Source organism: Herbaspirillum sp. FG34, assembly GCF_057809315.1.
In genome coordinates this window covers 16296-34387 of record NZ_JBMDJS010000011.1, presented here as the reverse complement: position 1 = coordinate 34387, position 18092 = coordinate 16296, and the positions used below count along the sequence as shown (strand labels likewise).

Genomic DNA, 18092 nt, shown 5'->3' with positions numbered 1-18092 from the left:
CCTTCAGTCCAAGGTGGCGGGAAACTCCAGGTCGTAGGCGGCACCCGCTTCGCGCAGCATCGGCGCAATGGTCGGATGCAGGGTCAGCCCCTGCGCCAGTTGCTCGGCGCGGCGCTGCATGCCGCGGTCACCAGGCATGCGTACCTGGCCCACACCGGGACGTGGCGGATTGCTGCGGCAGGCCTGGGCGATATGGTCCATCTGACGCTTGAAGTCCTGCTCGCCACCGAAGGCCGAGGGATCATAGAGCGACATGAACACTGTCGCCCCCCAGCCCGCTGCCGGATCGGCCCGGCCAAAGCCGGACAGGCCACCGGTGAGCGCCTCAATCAGCACCGCCAGGCCGTAGCCCTTGTGACCCGCCGACAGGCCGCCCAGCGGCAGGATGGTGCCGGGTGGCGTGGCCGAGAGCACGGCCGGATCGCGGCTGGGATGGCCGGCGCCATCGATGAGCCATTCTTCCTCGAACTGCTTGCCGGCCTTGTGCAGGCGGTTGCTCATGCCATTGGTGGTAATGGAGGCCGAGATATCGACCAGGAAGGGCGTGCCGGAGGTAGGGATGCCCGCTGCAATCGGATTGGGCGTAAACACCGCCTGGGTGCCGCCGAACGGGGCCACGCTCTGCACTGCCGGATCGGAACTGGCCAGAATCATCATGAAGCCCTCCTGCGTGGCCCGCAGCAGGTAGGCCGCCAGGCAGGCAATATGGTGGCTGTGGTGGATGGTCAACGAAGCGGTGCCATAGTCGCGCGCCTTGGGCATGAGCGCATCGATGCCCTGATGCACCAGCCAGGGACCGGGCAGGCGGCGGCCATCCCAGGCCAGTGCGGCGGCGCGTTCGGAGAGCACCTCGGGTCGGCCACTCTTGGCCATGCTGCCTTTTTCCAGTTCCTTGACGTAGGGGGCCAGCAGCGCCAGTCCGTGCGTGTCATGGCCCAGCAGGTCGCCGTCGACCAGGGTGGCGGCGACGCTGTCGGCCTTGTCGGCGTCCAGCCCGGCGCGCTGCAACAGCGTGGTGGCGAACTGACGCAGAGCGTCAGCGGAGAAACGTTCAGGGACTGCCATGGAAACCACCTTTCCTTGCTTGAATCGACGATTGAAATCTTTTCACCTCAGGCCGCAGCCAGCGGTTTCTTGCGCAGGAGCTTGAGCAGCAGTGGCAACAACCACAGCAGCAGCGTGATCACGCCCAGCGTGCCGGCGATGGGCCGCTCGAAGAAGGCCAGGAACTGGCCGTCGGCCTTGATCATCGAGGTCACGAAATGTTCTTCCAGCATGCCGCCCAGCACCACGCCCAGTACCGTGGGTGCCACCGGGAAACCGTTCTCTTCCATCACATAGGCCAGCAGGCCGAACACCAGCATGATGCCCACGTCGGTGACACTGTTGTTGGTGGCGTAGGAGCCGACGATGCAGAACAGCAGGATCAGCGGCATGAGGATGCCACGCGGGATGGACAGGATGCGCTTGGCCATCTTGATGCACCAGAAGCCCAGCGGCAGCATCAGCAGGTTGGCCAGGATGAAGACCAGGAAGATGGCATACATGGAGACCGGATTGTCGACGAAGATCATCGGTCCCGGATTGAGGTTCTTCATGTAGAGCACACCGATGACGATGGCGGTGATGGAATCCCCCGGAATGCCGAACACCAGCGCCGGTATCCACGCCCCGGCCAGCGCCGAGTTGTTGGCCGCGCCCGATTCGACAATGCCTTCCGGATGGCCGGTGCCGAATTTCTCCGGCTCCCTGGAGAGCTTCTTGCTCATCGCATACGACATCCAGGCCGCGATATCGGCCCCGGCGCCGGGCAGCGCGCCCACCAGCGTGCCCAGGACGCTGCCGCGCAGCACCGATTTCGGATACTTCAACAGCAGGCCCCACATGCCCTTGAAGACGTTGCCCACACGACTCTCTGGCAGTTTCATGCCGAAGTCGCGCGAGACCGCAAAGCGCAGCACTTCGGACATGGCGAACATGCCCACCATGAGCGGCACCAGCGAGACCCCGCCCAGCAGGTCGGGCTGATCGAAGGTAAAGCGGGGCGCACCGGCCGGATTGCCCATGCCGATGGAGGCGATGAACATGCCGAGGAAGAGCGACACGAAACCCTTGAGCGGATTATCGGAGGCGATGAAGATGGCGCAAGTCAGGCCCAGCAGTACCAGCCAGAAATATTCGAAGGAAGAAAATTTCAGGGCCAGCTCCGCCAGTGCGGGCGCCGAGAAGATCAGTACGAAGGTGCCAAACAGTCCGCCGATGACCGAGAACACCAGGCTGGCGCCCAGCGCAATCTCGCCCTGCCCTTTCAAGGTCATGGCATAGGCTTCATCGGTGTAGGCGGCCGACGAGGGCGTACCGGGAATGCGCAGCAGACAACCCGGAATGTCGCCCGAGAAGATCGCCATGGCAGTGGCCGAAACCATGGCGGCGATGGCCGGGACCGGCGGCATAAAGAAGGTCACCGGCACCAGCAGCGCGACGGCCATGGTCGCCGACAGACCCGGCACGGCGCCCATGAACAGTCCGAAGACGGACGCGCCCAGGATCACCGCCAGCACATAGGGATCGAACACCATCGCCAGCGCGGCATAGAGGTTGGCAAGCATGTCGTCTCCTTACCAGGCCAGGGGCGAGAGAATGCCCCAGGGCAGCGGCACCTTGAGCAGTTTGTAGAAAATGGTGTGGATCAGCAGCGCGCTGACCAGGGCCACCGGCAAGGCCACCATCAGGCGGGTGCGGAAGGTCATGAACAGCACCAGCAACAGCACGAAGGCGGTGGGCAAAAAGCCCAGCGGTTCCGAGACCCCGATGTAGAACAGCAGCGAGGCGGGGACCAGCAGGAAGGCCAGCACCGCACGGCCACGGTGGATCCACTCGGGTGGCGTGAACCAGCGTGCATCCTGCGCATCGCCACCGGTGGTGGCGATGCGCGAGGTGTGTGCGCTGTGCACGGCGCGCGCCTGCCGCAGTCCGCGCAGTCCACGCAGCACCAGCAACACGGCGCAGATCATCAGGCCACCGGCCAGCGCCTGCGGAAAGACATTGGGCCCGATGTCCTGACCCATGGCGGGCAGGCGGGCAGAAGCGATCCAGAGCACGACCGCAAAGAAGGCGATCAGCAGCCCGGACAAGGCATCATTGATTTTCATGGAACGATCCCGAAGCGGAGAGCAGAGAGCAAAGAGCACGATGGGGCAACGCCAGACGGGCACCCCGGCCGCCAGGCCGCGGACCCGCCCCTGGCCGCTTACCTGGCCATGCCCAGGGTCTTGAGGATGGCGCCCATGTCCTCGTCGCTCTTGTCCATGAACTTGCCGAACTCGGCCGAATCGGCATACTGCGTTCCGAAACCGCGACCGCTCATGAAGTCCTTGTACTCCTTGCTGTCGTAGATCTTCTTGAGGCTGGCCGAGAGCCGGCTCTGGACATCGGCGGGCAGACCCTTGGGCCCGACGATGCCGCGCCAGGCGCCATTGGTCCAGGTGCTGCCCGTGAGGCTCTTCAAGGTCGGCACCTTGGGATAGAGCGCCGCCGGTTCATTGGACATGATCACCAGTGGTGTGGCCTTGCCGGCATCGATGAGCGAACGCGCCTCCGGCAGCGAGGCCGCGACGATATCCACTCCACCGGCCGCCAGATCCACCATGGCCGGGGCAGCCCCGTTGGAGGGCACGAAGCGCACGGCATTGGGTGCCACCTTGAGGTCATTCAACATGCCCGCCAGCCCCAGGTGCCAGATGCCGCCCTGGCCGGTACCGGAGGCCTTGAGCTTGCCGGGATTGGCTTTGATGGCCTTGAACAGTTCGTCAAAGGTCTTGTAGGGCGAATCATGGCTCACGGTCAGCGCGGCCGGGTCGAAGTTCATCAGCGCCAGCGGCGTGAAGTCGCGCGGCGTCAGCTTGGTCAGGCCCTGATGGTGCATCATCGAGATTTCCACCGTGGCGATACCGATGGTGTAGCCATCCGGCGTGGCACTGGCGATGGCCTGGTGACCCACTGCACCGTTACCGCCGGTGCGGTTGACCACATTGACCGGCTGGCCGAGATCCTTTTCGAGCAGCGCGCCGATGATGCGCGCCGTGGCGTCGGTGCCGCCGCCCGCGCCCCAGGGCACGATCAGCGTGACCGGACGTTCCGGCCAGGCGGCAAAGGCCGCCGGGGCGGCCAGGACGGTGCAGGCCGCGCTGGCGGCCAGGATGGTCTTGAACAAGGTTCTGCGGGTCAACTGCATGGTCTCCTCCGTTGTCGTCTGCGGCTTATTGCGCGCAATGGGGTGCGGCTAACGTTTTGGCAAAGGACTTTCGTTACCGCTTCTCTGACCTGCGGGGAGCGCCGGAGTGATTGGCCATGCGGAAGGGATCCCCCCGCTGGTCTCCTGTGTTGTCTCTGTTGCGCAGGTCTCATGCCTTGCTGCTTGTTCTTGTAATCCGGACCGGGCCGGTGACGCTGCATCATGCTGCTGGCCGCGCCCCCGCTTTGGGATGAGTCGCGCAGAGGTCATGTGGTCTGACCAGCGGAGGCTAGAATTTCACATCACCCAGGCAGTGTCAAGGATGAATCGAATGGATCAAAAAAATTCATCCTTGGTGCCATGCAACATTAATAGCCCGTCGCAAACCCTTGCCGGCTCTGGCTTTCAGGCTGGCAGTGTGTTTTACTGCATGTTGCAGCGGCGACGTAAAAAGCCAGCCGCACGATGCTGACAAAAAGCTTTCTCGCGATCTGGTATTACCACTTGACCAAACAAATCCGGCTGCAATAGACTCGCAGCCAATTACACAAGTCACGTCGCTTCTACGTGCCATGCCACCGTCGGGGACGGGGCAGGCCGCAGGGCAGAACGGACGGCACAGACCCAGCCGCCATGGCACCTGCCGGCGGCTCCAGGCAACGGAGACATCCCATTGGCTTATCCAGGCACAGCATCGCATGTGAACAGCAGGACGCCGGCCGGCCGGGCGCACACGCGCTGCGCCGCTACCGCTTCCAGCGTGCGTGCGCGCCGTGCCCTGCATCGCTCCTCTGCTTTCGGGTCCCTGCTGGCCTTCCTGCTGATTGATTTTTCCCGCTATTTCTTTGACCAGGACGACAGTCATCGCGTCGCCGCGCGCGCTCTCGCCTGAGTTTTACAAAAACCAGGTTCGCGCAGGCAGCAAGCATTGAACGGCACTGCTGGCCACACCCGGCCAGCAGCACATGGATCGCATGAAGCAGGGCAAGGAACGCAGCGCGCTTGCGCACGCACCTTGCCAGGGAAACGACAATGACCGACGACACCAAGAAAAAACCCACCCGCCGTAGCCAGGCCTGGTTCGGCCGCCAGGACCGCGATGGATTCATCTATCGCTCCTGGGTCAAGAACCGCGGCATCCCGCACGACCAGTTCGATGGTCGTCCGGTGATCGGCATCTGCAATACCTATTCCGAACTGACGCCCTGCAATTCGCACTTCCGCGCCCTGGCCGAACAGGTCAAGATCGGCATCTGGGAAGCCGGTGGCTTCCCGCTGGAATTCCCCGTGATGTCGCTGGGCGAGACCCTGCTGCGGCCCACCGCCATGCTCTATCGCAACCTGGCCAGCATGGATGTGGAAGAGTCAATCCGCGCCAATCCACTCGATGGCGTGGTGCTGTTGATGGGCTGCGACAAGACCACGCCGGCCCTGCTGATGGGCGCGGCTTCAGTGGATGTGCCGACCATCGGCGTATCGGGCGGCCCCATGCTCTCGGGCAAATACCGTGGCCGTGAACTGGGTTCCGGCACGGGCGTGTGGCAGATGTCGGAAGACGTGCGCGCCGGCAAGATGACGCAGGAAGAATTCTTTGAAGCCGAAAGCTGCATGCACCGCTCGCACGGTCACTGCATGACCATGGGCACCGCCTCCACCATGGCCAGCATGGTCGAGGCATTGGGCGTGGGCCTGCCGCACAATGCCGCCATTCCCGCCGTGGATGCGCGCCGCAACGTGCTGGCCCGCAATGCCGGTCGCCGCATCGTGCAGATGGTGGAAGAAGACCTGGTGCTCTCCAAGATCCTCACCCGCCAGGCGTTCGAGAACGCCATTCGCGTCAACGCCGCCATCGGTGGTTCCACCAATGCAGTGATCCACCTGCTGGCCATTGCCGGTCGCATCGGCATCCAGCTCGATCTGAAGGATTGGGACGACATCGGCCAGCAACTGCCCTGCCTGCTGGACCTGCAGCCCTCGGGCAAATTCCTGATGGAAGATTTCTACTATGCGGGCGGCCTGCCGGCCGTGATCCGCCAGCTCGAAAGCGTGATCGACAAGACCGCCCTGACCGCCAACGGCAAGACCCTGTGGGAGAACTGCCAGGATGCGCCGAACTGGAATCCGGAAGTCATCCGCAGCTTCGACCAGCCCTTCAAGGAAGCGGCCGGCATCGCCATCCTCAAGGGCAACCTGGCCCCGGACGGTGCCGTCATCAAGCCATCGGCCGCCACCCCTGCCCTGCTCAAGCATCGCGGCCGTGCCGTGGTGTTCGAGAACAGCGACGACCTGCACAAGCGCATCGATGACGAGAACCTGGACGTCGATGAAACCTGCGTGCTGGTGCTCAAGAATTGCGGTCCCAAGGGTTACCCCGGCATGGCCGAAGCAGGCAACATGCCGCTGCCGCCCAAGATTCTGCGCAAGGGCATCACGGACATGGTGCGCGTCTCGGATGCCCGCATGAGCGGTACCGCCTATGGCACCGTGGTGCTGCACGTCTCGCCGGAAGCGGCCGCCGGCGGTCCGCTGGCGCTGGTGCAGAACGGCGACTTCATCGAACTCGATGTGGAGGCGCGCAAGCTGCACCTGGATGTGTCGGACGAAGAACTGGCGCGCCGCCGTGCGCAGTGGAGCAAGCCCGAGCTGCCGCCGCAGATGCAGCGCGGCTGGGTCAAGCTCTACGTGGATCACGTGCAGCAGGCCAACCAGGGCGCGGACCTCGATTTCCTGGTCGGCAAGAGCGGACCTTACGTGCCCAAGGACAATCACTGAACGGATCTGCCCTTGCCGCCGTGAACGGCGGCAGGGGCAGTCAGATTTTGCAAACAAACCGGTTGCACCGAATTCCACCTGCAGCAACAAGCATCAAAGCAGCAACCAGCAGCATTAAGCAAAAGTTAAGGGTCATTCAAACAGCATTAAAGTCATCTTAATACCAGCATCCGTCGTACCCCGGGATCACGGTACAGCCACAACAAGCGGCGGCCGTGTTCCAGGAAGTAGTTGCATCAGGTGGACCAAGACAACCATCACGGAGACGAGCAATGAAAGTACTGATTACGGACTACGATTTTCCCGACGTCGACCTGGAGCTTGCGCTCTACAAGGAAGCCGGTGTGGAAGTCGTAACCGCGCAATGCCGCACCGAAGAGGAGGTGATCGCCGCCTCCGCAGGATGCCAGGGCCTGCTGGTGCAATACGCACCGGTGAACGCCAAGGTCTTTGCAGCCCGGCCTGAAATCCGCATCGCCAGCCGCTATGGCGCCGGCTTCGACACCATCAACACGGCCGACGCCGCCGCGCACGGCGTGTGGGTCGCCAACTCGCCCGATTATGGCGTGGGCGAAGTGGCCACCCATGCGCTGGCCATGGCCCTGGACCTGATCCGCAACATTACCGTCTACGACCGAGCCGTGAAGGCCGGTGAATGGCACTACACCACGGCCGGCATCATCCCGCGCGCCTCCGACCTGACCATCGGCATCATCGGCCTGGGCCGCATCGGCAAGCGCATGGCGCACATCTCGCGCAATCTGTTCAAGCGCGTCATTGCCTGCGATCCCTACATCATCGATGGCGATTTCCCCGCCTACGTGGAACGCGTGAGCCGCGAGGAGCTGTTCCGTCAAGCGCATGTGGTGTCGCTGCATACGCCCTTGAACGACGAGACGCGCAACATGATCGATGCCTCGCTGCTGGGCCTGCTGCAACCGCAGAGCTATCTGGTCAACTCCGCGCGCGGTGGCCTGGTCAAGATCGACGACCTGCTGGCGGCGCTGGAGAATGGCAAGCTCAAGGGCGCGGCGCTGGATGTGTTGCCGGTTGAGCCGCCCGAGACGGCTTCGGCTATCGTCCAGCATCCACGTGTGCTATTGTCGCCGCACGCGGCCTTCTTCTCGGATGTCGCAGCGCGCGAACTGCGGCGCAAGGCGGCCCAGAACCTGATCGACTGGGACCGCAACGGACGGCCCTCCTACGTGGTCGTCCAGGGCAAGAACCAATAAGACCAAACAATGACCCCGGCAACGGGGCGCCAACGCAGCACCGCGCCGGCCGCCAGCCGGCGCTGCATCACCGTAGATGACAGAAGAAGGAAGACCACCAGGATCTTCCGTACGTCCCTCCACAGGACGTGCCTGAACAAAGTGCGCTGTGAACGGCTCCGCCTGGAACCGGTTCCGCAGCGTCGATACGAGGATAGACACGAGGAGCATTTGATGGCATCAGTACAGATCCGCGCAGTCAAGAAGCAGTTCGGCAGCACCCAGATCATCCGGGGCGTCGACATCGATATCGCCGATGGCGAATTCACCGTCCTGGTCGGTCCTTCCGGCTGCGGCAAGTCCACTCTGCTGCGCATGCTGGCGGGGCTGGAAGAAATCACCGGCGGCGAGATCCTCATCGGCGGCACCGTGGTCAACAACGTCCAGCCCAAGGACCGTGACATCGCCATGGTGTTCCAGAACTATGCGCTCTACCCGCACATGACGGTGCGCGACAACATGGCCTTCTCGCTCACGCTGGCCAAGAAGGACAAGTCCTTCGTGGAAGAACGCGTCAAGAAGGCCGCCGACATCCTCGGCCTGAACCAGCTGCTGGACCGCTACCCGCGCCAGCTCTCGGGCGGCCAGCGCCAGCGCGTGGCGATGGGACGCGCCATCGTGCGTGATCCGCAGGTGTTCCTCTTCGACGAACCGCTCTCCAACCTCGACGCCAAGCTGCGCGTACAGATGCGCACCGAGATCAAGGAACTGCACCAGCGCTTGAAGACCACCTCCATCTACGTCACCCACGACCAGATCGAAGCCATGACCATGGCCGATCAGATCGTGGTCATGCGCGATGGCCTGGTGGAACAGCGCGGCCGTCCGCTGGATCTGTACGATCATCCGGCCAACCTGTTCGTGGCCGGCTTCATCGGCTCGCCGGCGATGAACTTCATTCCCGCCACCCTGCGCCGCAACGGCGCGGCTGCCGAAGTCGAATTCGCCGACGGCACCCGCCTGCCGGCACCCTATGGCAGCGCCTTGCAGGGCAATGACGGCCAGAAGGTCACCTACGGCGTGCGTCCCGAGCACCTCTCCATCGGTCCTGCCGGAGCAGGTATCGCCACCAAGGTCATCGTGGTGGAGCCGACCGGTGCCGATACCGAAGTGTTCTCGCGCTTCGGCGAGAGCAGCCTCACTTCGATCTTCCGCGAGCGCCATGATTTCGGCGCCGGCGATGTGGTTCACCTGGTCCCCGACCACAGCCGTACGCACCTGTTCGATACCGAATCGGGCAAGTCGCTGGCGGCGCGCTGATCGGGCGCACCGTCATTGCAGTAACCCAGGCAACACCAGTAGCGCAGCATCACAAGAAAAAGAGTCCATCCGCAAGAACGTTGTTCGAGAGCGGTCCAATTCGACTTTCAACCGAAGGAGTAGGAGACATGAGCAAGCTGACACGACGCGAATTCCTGGTCACCAGTGCTGCCGCCGCAGCCGCATCCGGCATGGGCGCCAATGCCTTTGCCGCAGGCGCCGGTGCGGCCGGTGCCGACAGCATCAAGTACCCCATCGAACAGGGCGCGACCCTGCGCATCCTGCGCTGGAAACGTTTCGTCCAGGGCGATGAAGACCTGTGGAACGCCAACGTCAAGAAATTTACCGAGCTGACCGGCATCCCGGTACGCACCGACAGCGAAGGCTGGGAAGACGTGCGCCCGAAAGCGGCCGTGGCGGCCAACGTGGGCAGCGGTCCGGACATCGTGCTGGGCTGGTTCGACGATCCGCAACAATATCCGACCAAGCTCATCGACATGACCGATCTGGCTGATTCGCTGGGCAAGCGTTATGGCGGCTGGTACGACGTCTGCCGCAAGTACGGCACCAAGGATGGCAAGTGGATCGCCCTGCCGCTGGGCGTGATCGGCAATGCCCTGGTCTACCGCGAAAGCCAGATCAAGGCCGCCGGCTTCGACACCATGCCCAAGGACACGGCCGGCTTCCTCAAGCTGTGCCAGGCCTTGAAGGCCAAGGACACGCCGGTCGGCTTCGCCCTGGGCAAGGCCGTCGGTGACGCCAACAACTGGGCGCACTGGCTGCTGTGGTCGCACGGCGGCAAGCTGGTCGACAAGAGCGGCAAGGTCGCCATCAATTCGCCGGAGACCCGCGCCGCGCTGGAATACGCCAAGCAGCTGTATGCCACCTTCGTACCCGGCACCCTGTCATGGCAGGACCCCTCCAACAACAAGGCTTACCTCGATGGCCAGATCAGCGTGACGGCCAACGGCATCTCGGTGTACTACGCCGCCAAGAACTCGCCCGAGCCCAAGATGCAGGAAATCGCCAAGGATACTCAGCACGCGCACTTCCCCATCGGCCCGGCAGGCAAGCCCACCGAGCTGATGCAGATCACGCAGCTGATGGTGTTCAAGCACACCAAGTATCCCAATGCGGCCAAGGCCTTCGTGCAGTTCATGTTCGAGCCGGACCAGTACAACCCGTGGATGAAGGCTTCCATCGGCTACGTCAGCCAGTCGCTGAAGGCCTACGAGAAGAACCCGGTCTGGACCGACGACCCCAAGGCCACGGTCTACCGCGACTCTGCCTCGCTGATGCTGGACCATGGTCACGAAGGCCCGCTGGGCCAGGCCTCGGCGGCCTGCATGGCGGACTACGTGGTGGTGGACATGGTGGCCGAGGCGGCCTCGGGCGCCAAGACCGTGCAGCAAGCCATCGACCGCGCGGCCGAACGCGCCAAGCGCTACTACAAGGCTTGATGCCATCGGCCTGAAGGGCAGCGACGCAGCCGCACCGGGTTCCCTCGGGACAGCGGGCAAAGGGGCAGGTTGTCAGGGCCTGCCGGCCCGATGCGGCATCGCTGGCGCATCGCCAGGCGTGGCTGCGCATCACTACAGTACTGGCCGCAGACTCGTTCTGCGGCCCTTTCATCGAGGCACATCATGCTATCCCGATTCCTGAACAACCGTAACGTCCTGGGCATGCTGTTCATGGCCCCGGCCGTGATCCTGCTGGTGGTGTTCCTGACCTACCCGCTGGGCCTGGGCATCTGGCTGGGCTTCACCGATACCAAGATCGGCGGCGAAGGCAGCTTCATCGGCCTGGACAACTTCACTTATCTGGCCGGCGATTCGCTGGCGCAGCTGTCGCTGTTCAATACCGTGTTCTACACGGTCAGCGCCAGCATCCTGAAATTTGCACTCGGCCTGTGGCTGGCCATCCTGCTCAACAAGAACGTACCGCTGAAGACCTTCTTCCGCGCCATCGTGCTGCTGCCCTGGATCGTGCCAACCGCGCTGTCGGCACTGGCCTTCTGGTGGCTGTATGACGCGCAGTTTTCCGTGATCAGCTGGGCCTTGCACAAGATGGGGCTGATCGATCACTACATCGACTTCCTGGGCGACCCGTGGAATGCGCGCTGGTCGACGGTCTTCGCCAACGTCTGGCGCGGCATCCCCTTCGTGGCCATTTCGCTGCTGGCGGGCCTGCAGACGATCTCGCCCTCGCTGTATGAGGCCGCAGCCATCGACGGTGCCACGCCCTGGCAGCAGTTCCGCCACGTGACGCTGCCGCTGTTGACGCCGATCATCGCGGTGGTGATGACCTTCTCGGTGCTGTTCACCTTCACCGACTTCCAGCTGATCTATGTGCTCACCCGTGGTGGTCCGTTGAACGCCACCCACCTGATGGCCACGCTCTCGTTCCAGCGCGCCATTCCGGGCGGTGCCCTGGGCGAAGGCGCGGCGCTGGCAACCTACATGATTCCCTTCCTGCTGGCAGCGATCATGTTCTCGTATTTCGGCCTGCAACGTCGCGGCTGGCAACAAGGAGGTGACAAATAATGGCCAAGAAAAAAGACGACCAGCAGGAAACCCAGGGCATGGATTTCCTGCAATCGACGCCGCGCAAGTGGGTGACGATCTACATTCCGCTGCTGATCTTCCTGTTCGTGCTGCTGTTCCCGTTCTACTGGATGGTGATCACCGCCTTCAAGCCGGATAACGAATTGCTCTCGCAGACCGGCAACCCGTTCTGGGTGGTTGCCCCGACGTTGGCGCACTTCAAGAAGCTGCTGTTCGAAACCCAGTATCCGGCCTGGCTGTTGAACACGGTGATCGTTTCGGTGGTGTCGACCTTCGCCTCGCTGGCGGCCAGCGTCTTTGCCGCCTATGCGATCGAACGACTGCGCTTCCAGGGTTCCAAGCAGGTCGGTCTGGGCATTTTCCTGGCCTACCTGATCCCGCCATCGATCCTGTTCATTCCGCTGGCGGCGATCGTGTTCAAGCTGGGTCTGTTCGACACGCGCTGGGCGCTGATCCTGACCTATCCGACCTTCCTGATCCCGTTCTGCACCTGGCTGCTGATGGGTTACTTCCGCTCGATTCCATATGAGCTGGAAGAGTGTGCACTGATCGATGGTGCCACCCGCTGGGAGATCCTGGTCAAGATCATCCTGCCCCTGGCGGTGCCGGGCCTGATCTCGGCAGGCATCTTTGCCTTCACGCTGTCATGGAATGAATTCATCTATGCGCTGACCTTCATTTCTTCTTCCGAGGTCAAGACGGTACCGGTGGGGATCGTCACCGAGCTGGTGGATGGCGACGTCTATCACTGGGGAGCGCTGATGGCCGGTGCGCTGCTGGGTTCGCTACCGGTGGCGGTGGTGTATTCGTTCTTTGTGGAGTATTACGTATCGGGCATGACGGGGGCGGTGAAGGAGTAACTTGGAAAATGCTAATACCGTTGAGCCTATCGCCCCACGGTATTAGCTACCATTCTGTTGAATTGCATATCCGGTAGGCAGCCGACTCAATTACGAAATAAAAAGAGCCCAAATCGATGAAGATTTGGGCTCCTTTTTTGTAATTGACCTTCAACTAAACTCTCGAAGAGCTATTCAAAAAGCCTGGCGACATATTCAAAGGCTTAACGCGTGGTCACTGCTGCATTCGCCTCCACCGTCTTCTTCTCCGGCAGTTGCTTGCGCACCTTGGCCACATCGGACGCGTTCACCGACGACGCCTGGTTGCCCCAGCTGCTGCGGATGAAGGTGACGACATCGGCCACTTCCTGATCCGACAGGCGACTGCCGAAGGCCGGCATGGCGAATTGCGTCGGGGCCTTGTGGGTCCAGGGCATTTCGGCGCCTTCCAGCACAATGCGGATCAGCGAAGCCGGGTTCTCGGCATTGACCGTGGGTGACAAGGCCAGGCTCGGGAAGGTTTCGTCATAGCCCTTGCCGCTGCTGCGGTGGCAGGCCGCGCAGTTGTTCAGGAACGCCATCGCCCCGGGGCTCTGGTCGCTGCCGCGGCGCAGGGCCTGGTGGGTCTTGTCGTCATAGGCCAGCGCAGCCGTACTGTCCTTCACCGGCTTCAAGGACTTCAGGTACTTGGCCATGGCCGAGAGATCTTCCTCGGTCATGTACTGGGTACTGTTGGCGACCACGTCGGCCATGCCGCCAAAGGCAGCGGAATGGCTGTTGCGGCCGGTCTTGAGGAAGGCCACGATATCGGCCTCGCTCCAGTTGCCCAGACCATCACGGGCATCCCCGCGCAGGTTGTTGGCCAGGTAGCCATCGACGACACCACCGGAGAGGAACTGGCTGCTGTCATTGGACAGCGCCTTCTCCTGCATGCCCACGCCACGCGGGGTATGGCAGGCGCCACAGTGTCCCAGGCCCTCGACCAGGTATTGGCCGCGGACCAGGGGACTATTGTCCTCGGGACCATCGACCGCTACGGCCGGTGCAAAGACCTTGCGCCACACCGACAGCGGCCAGCGCATCGACAACGGCCAGGTGATGTCCACACCGCGATTGGGTGCGGGATCGGCCTGCACGCCCTTCATGAAATAGGCATACAGTGCCTTCACGTCAGCCGGCTTGACCTTGGCGTAGGAGGGATACGGCATGGCCGGATAGAGCGACGCACCATCCTTGCGGATGCCGTGACGCAGGGCTTGGTCGAAATCCTCTTCGCTGTAGTTGCCGATACCGTGTTCCTTGTCCGGCGTGATGTTGGAGGAATACACCGTGCCGATGGGCGTGGCAATGGGCAAGCCGCCCGCAAAAGGCTTGCCGCCCTTGGCGGTGTGGCAGGCCACGCAGTCCCCGGCCTTGGCCAGGTACTCGCCGCGCTGCACCAGCTGCTGATCAGCCGAGGGCGCTGCCGGATTGCTTTGCGCCGCTGCGGACAACGCGGACAGCGACATGACTGCCGCGCAGGCGGCGATGAAATAATGCTTGATCATGGTCGTCATCCTTATGCCTGCACCAGCGGGCCGGGGTTTTTCAGATACTGCTCACGAATGGCTCTGGCGGAGTGATACGCCAGCGCCGTGACCAGCCCGGTCGGGTTGTAGCCCATGTTCTGCGGGAAGGCACAGGCTCCGTAGACGAACACGTTGGGCACGTCCCAGCTTTGCAGATACTTGTTGACCACGCTGTTCTTGGGCGTCGTTCCCATGATCGCGCCGCCGGTCAGGTGAGTCGACTGATAGACCCGGGTATCCCAGGACGAACCGGTCTTGCGCACGGCCTTGATGACCTTTTCCGGATTCATGGCCTGGCCGACCTTCTCCATCTGGCCTGCGATGTAGGTCAGCATCTTGCCTTCGTTTTCCTTCCAGTTCAGGGTCAGGCGCAGCAGCGGCTGGCCGTTGGCATCCTTGTAGGTCGGGTCCAGCGACAGGTAGCAGTCGCGATAGGCCATCACCGAACCGGACATGCCGATGGTGAGCGTGCGCTGATAGCTGTCCTGCACGCTGGCCTTCCATTCCGAACCCCAGCTGGGGACCTTCTCGCCGGGCATGGTGCCGGCCTGCTTGATGGGCCGACCACCGGTGCGCACGTGACGGATCGAGGCGCCGCCGATGAAGCCCAGCGGACCGTGATCGAACTGGTCGCCGTTGAGGTCGTCCATGCCCACACCACCGGCGCCGGTGCCGATAAAGGGATTGAACTGGGTCCCCTTGGGCATGACCACGTTGATGCCCCCGTTGTACTGGTAGGCGAAGTTCTTGCCGACCACGCCTTCACCAGTGACCGGGTCATACGGCTTGCCAATGCCCGAGAGCAGCAGCAGGCGCACGTTGTGGGTCTGGAACGCGGTCAGCAGCACCAGATCGGCCGGCTGCTCGACCTCGCGGCCCTGGGCATCGATGTAGGTGACGCCGGTGGCGCGCTTGCCGGAGGCATCCAGGTTGACCTTGATGACCTGCGCCTTGGTACGCACTTCGAAGTTCTTGCGCTTCAACAGCACCGGCAGGATGGTGGTCTGCGGCGAAGCCTTCGAATACATGTAGCAACCGTAGTTCTCGCAGAAGCCGCAGTAGTTGCAGGGGCCGATGCGTACGCCGTACGGATTGGTGAAGGGCTGCGAGGCATTGGCCGCCGGCGCGGGATAGGGGTGGTAGCCGACATCGCGCATGGCCTTCTCCACCAGCGAAGCAGCATACTGGTATTGCAGCGGCGGGGTCGGGAATTCATCGCTGCGCTCGGCTTCCAGCGGATTGCCACCGGGCACGATCTGCCCCTTCAGATTGCCGGCCTTGCCGGAGACGGCCATGACCTTTTCCGAGAAATCGTAGAACGGCTCCAGTTCCTTGTAGGTCACGCCATGGTCCTGGATGGTCATGTCCTCGGGGATGAATTTCTTGCCGTACTTCTGCTCGTAGTGGGAGCGCATTTCCAGTTCTTCAGGCAGGTTGCGGTACATCATGCCGTTCCAGTGGAAACCGGCACCGCCCACGCCATCACCCAAGAGGAAGGAGCCATGCTGACGATACGGCACCGCCACATCGGAGAGCGCATGGCGGATCGTCACGGTCTCGCGCGAGAGGTCCTGGAACAACGCGCCGCGCACCGAGTATTTCAGTTCATCGACCGCCTTCGGATAAGGCGTATCGGTATTGGTATCACGCATGTCGCCGCGCTCCAGCGCCAGCACGTTCAGGCCGGCTTCGGTGAGCTCCATGCCCATGATGGAGCCGGTCCAGCCCAGGCCCACCATCACTACATCCACTTTGTCTTTTTTGATAGCCATGATCAGCCCTTCTCTCCCAGAATCGACACGGGGCCGTATGGATACTTGACGTTGTATTGGTCCACCCAGTCGGCGTAATCGGCACGCGCACCGGGGAAGCCGACCATCTTCCAGCCGCCCATCTTCTGGTTGCCGCCGTACATCGGGTCGGCGAAATAACCTTCCTTGGTATTGCCCAGCATGAAGCTGAAGAAGGTCTTGGCCGGCACCGTATCGAAGCTGATCTTGCCGCCTTCCATCATCTTGAGTACTTCCAGCTGCTTGGCCTTGTCGAGTTCGACGAAGACCTTGCCGTGGTTCTTGCTGCACCAGTCATTGCAGGCGGCAATGCCCTGGCGATAGATGTCGCGCGGTACCAGCGAGAGCTGGTAGCCCAGTTCAGGCGCGCTGTCCGGGTGAAAAGGACCCTGCATGTACCACAGCTTGCCGGCGCCATAGGGCGTTTCCATCTGGCGGTCGATGAACTCGGGCACGCCGGTCTCCAGTGCACCGGCACCGTACTGGTCCGAGGGGATGAGATGATCGACGGCGGCGTTGAGGAAGGCCCATTCGGGCGCGGTGAAGTAGCTGGGGGTGTAGGCGCGGGCCTTGCCCGGCTCGCTGCTGTCGGCCATTGCCGGTTGGCTGACTGCTGCGGTGGTGGCGCCGCCTAGCGTGGTCGCGGCTGGGACGATGGCCAACACCTGGCGCAGGAAGCGCCGCCTGGGCTCTTTATCTTGTGACATGAGTATCCTTTGGACGTGGGATTTGACGAGGGTATGCGGGACGCTGGCAACACGCCATGCAAGGATGAAGCTCCCCTGCGTGCCGAATGGACGCGTTCTCTTCTTGTTATGGTGTAGCCCCTGTGCGGTGTCGTCGGGCGCAGCCGCACAGGGTGAGACTCAGACCGGCAGGGCTGCCGCCCTGCGGTGCCTGATTTACATCAGGCCAGCACTTCGCCGAAGAAATCCTGCAAGGCGACAGCGGCGCGCTCGGCGGTCTGGCGGTGGTAGAAGAAGCCGGGATGGTTGGCATCCGGATCGGTGAAGGAATGACCTGCCTGACCATAGTTGACCAGTTGCCAGTCGATCTTCAGGGCGCTCATCTCGTCGATGAAGCCATTGACCTGATCGCGTGGCACCGACGGATCCTGCACGCCGTGCAGCACCAGTACCGCGCCCTTGATCTTGCTCTCGGCCGGAGCCGGGGTATCGAGCGCACCATGCAGCGAGACCGTGCCGCGCAGCTCAGCGCCATCACGCGCCAGCTCCAGCGCCGCCGTGCCACCGAAACAGAAACCGCAGGCGCCCAGCCTGGACGCATCGAGCTTGACGAAGGACTGCTCGCGCAAGACCTTGAGCGCGCCGTGCATGCGCTTGCGCAGTTCGGCGCGATCCTTCTTGAGCGGGATGATGGCCGCCAGAGCTTCGTCCGGATTACCCGGACGCAGGGTCTTGCCGAACACATCGGCCACCAGGATGGCATGGCCCGCACCGATAGTGGTGGCGGCGATTTCCAGCGCCTGCTGGCGCAGCCCGAAGTAATTGGGAACGCTCAGTACACCGGAGACCGGGGCTTGCGCCTTGTTGTAGAGGAGCACGCTTTCGTAATCGATGCCATCGGCGCTGTGGGCGATGGTCTCGATGCCGAGGTCGGTGACAGGAATGCCGAGCTTCTCGGCGATGGCGGCGGTGTTCCAGGACGTGGACATGGATGGAGGCTCCTTTGGTTGGCAAACGTCGCCGGGCGTGGAGACCAGGCGACGCTCAGGAAACTTTTGTTTGGCGCGAATGCGGACAATCATTGCTGCGAGGCCGCGCTGTTGGCGCC

The 18092-nt window shown here is 62.8% G+C and carries 15 protein-coding genes; 7 read left to right on the top strand and 8 right to left on the bottom strand.

Features of this window, described 5'->3' with window-relative positions; translation table 11 throughout:
• Positions 1 to 3: 3 nt before the first annotated feature.
• The 4 genes from ACODSZ_RS14745 to ACODSZ_RS14730 form a co-directional block, all read right to left on the bottom strand.
• A complete protein-coding gene (locus ACODSZ_RS14745) occupies positions 4 to 1065 on the bottom strand; it encodes an Ldh family oxidoreductase (protein ID WP_008330959.1) in 1062 nt (353 codons plus the stop codon).
• A gap of 47 nt (positions 1066 to 1112) precedes the next feature.
• Positions 1113 to 2609 (bottom strand): tripartite tricarboxylate transporter permease, encoded by a 1497-nt coding sequence (locus ACODSZ_RS14740; protein WP_008330964.1) that lies wholly within the window; start codon positions 2607 to 2609, stop codon positions 1113 to 1115.
• Positions 2610 to 2618: 9 nt separating this feature from the next.
• The gene (locus tag ACODSZ_RS14735) at positions 2619 to 3152 is read right to left on the bottom strand and encodes a tripartite tricarboxylate transporter TctB family protein (RefSeq protein WP_175343361.1); all 534 of its coding nucleotides are present in this window, start codon (positions 3150 to 3152) and stop codon (positions 2619 to 2621) included.
• Between the two features lie 98 nt (positions 3153 to 3250).
• The gene (locus ACODSZ_RS14730) at positions 3251 to 4234 is read right to left on the bottom strand and encodes a Bug family tripartite tricarboxylate transporter substrate binding protein (protein ID WP_175343360.1); all 984 of its coding nucleotides are present in this window, start codon (positions 4232 to 4234) and stop codon (positions 3251 to 3253) included.
• A gap of 700 nt (positions 4235 to 4934) precedes the next feature.
• Here ACODSZ_RS14730 and ACODSZ_RS14725 point away from each other — a divergent pair.
• From ACODSZ_RS14725 to ACODSZ_RS14695, 7 genes are all read left to right on the top strand, one after another.
• A complete protein-coding gene (locus ACODSZ_RS14725; protein WP_488927895.1) occupies positions 4935 to 5126 on the top strand; it encodes a hypothetical protein in 192 nt (63 codons plus the stop codon).
• A gap of 140 nt (positions 5127 to 5266) precedes the next feature.
• On the top strand, positions 5267 to 7006 hold the full coding sequence (locus tag ACODSZ_RS14720) for an IlvD/Edd family dehydratase (RefSeq protein WP_488927894.1): 1740 nt from the start codon (positions 5267 to 5269) through the stop codon (positions 7004 to 7006).
• Positions 7007 to 7278: 272 nt separating this feature from the next.
• Complete coding sequence (locus tag ACODSZ_RS14715) at positions 7279 to 8238, top strand: C-terminal binding protein (protein WP_175343358.1); 960 nt, start codon at positions 7279 to 7281, stop codon at positions 8236 to 8238.
• Positions 8239 to 8451: 213 nt separating this feature from the next.
• Positions 8452 to 9537, top strand: coding sequence for an ABC transporter ATP-binding protein (locus tag ACODSZ_RS14710; protein WP_008330975.1), 1086 nt, complete (start codon positions 8452 to 8454; stop codon positions 9535 to 9537).
• 128 nt (positions 9538 to 9665) lie between these two features.
• A complete protein-coding gene (locus ACODSZ_RS14705) occupies positions 9666 to 10997 on the top strand; it encodes an ABC transporter substrate-binding protein (RefSeq protein WP_175343357.1) in 1332 nt (443 codons plus the stop codon).
• Between the two features lie 183 nt (positions 10998 to 11180).
• A complete protein-coding gene (locus ACODSZ_RS14700; RefSeq protein ID WP_008330979.1) occupies positions 11181 to 12080 on the top strand; it encodes a carbohydrate ABC transporter permease in 900 nt (299 codons plus the stop codon).
• Complete coding sequence (locus ACODSZ_RS14695) at positions 12080 to 12961, top strand: carbohydrate ABC transporter permease (protein WP_008330981.1); 882 nt, start codon at positions 12080 to 12082, stop codon at positions 12959 to 12961. Before ACODSZ_RS14700 ends, ACODSZ_RS14695 begins: the two co-directional genes overlap by 1 nt.
• A gap of 203 nt (positions 12962 to 13164) precedes the next feature.
• Here the strand turns inward: ACODSZ_RS14695 and ACODSZ_RS14690 are convergent, their stop codons facing one another.
• The 4 genes from ACODSZ_RS14690 to ACODSZ_RS14675 form a co-directional block, all read right to left on the bottom strand.
• Positions 13165 to 14487 carry a c-type cytochrome gene (locus ACODSZ_RS14690; protein WP_175343356.1) on the bottom strand — a complete coding sequence of 441 codons (1323 nt, stop codon included), beginning with the start codon at positions 14485 to 14487 and terminating at the stop codon, positions 13165 to 13167.
• 11 nt (positions 14488 to 14498) lie between these two features.
• Positions 14499 to 16280 carry a GMC family oxidoreductase gene (locus ACODSZ_RS14685; RefSeq protein ID WP_488927893.1) on the bottom strand — a complete coding sequence of 594 codons (1782 nt, stop codon included), beginning with the start codon at positions 16278 to 16280 and terminating at the stop codon, positions 14499 to 14501.
• Between the two features lie 2 nt (positions 16281 to 16282).
• Positions 16283 to 17005 carry a gluconate 2-dehydrogenase subunit 3 family protein gene (locus ACODSZ_RS14680; RefSeq protein WP_488927892.1) on the bottom strand — a complete coding sequence of 241 codons (723 nt, stop codon included), beginning with the start codon at positions 17003 to 17005 and terminating at the stop codon, positions 16283 to 16285.
• A 200-nt stretch (positions 17006 to 17205) separates the two neighbouring features.
• Positions 17206 to 17973, bottom strand: a complete 768-nt coding sequence (locus ACODSZ_RS14675) for a dienelactone hydrolase family protein (RefSeq protein WP_008330987.1) — start codon at positions 17971 to 17973, stop codon at positions 17206 to 17208.
• Positions 17974 to 18092: the final 119 nt, after the last annotated feature.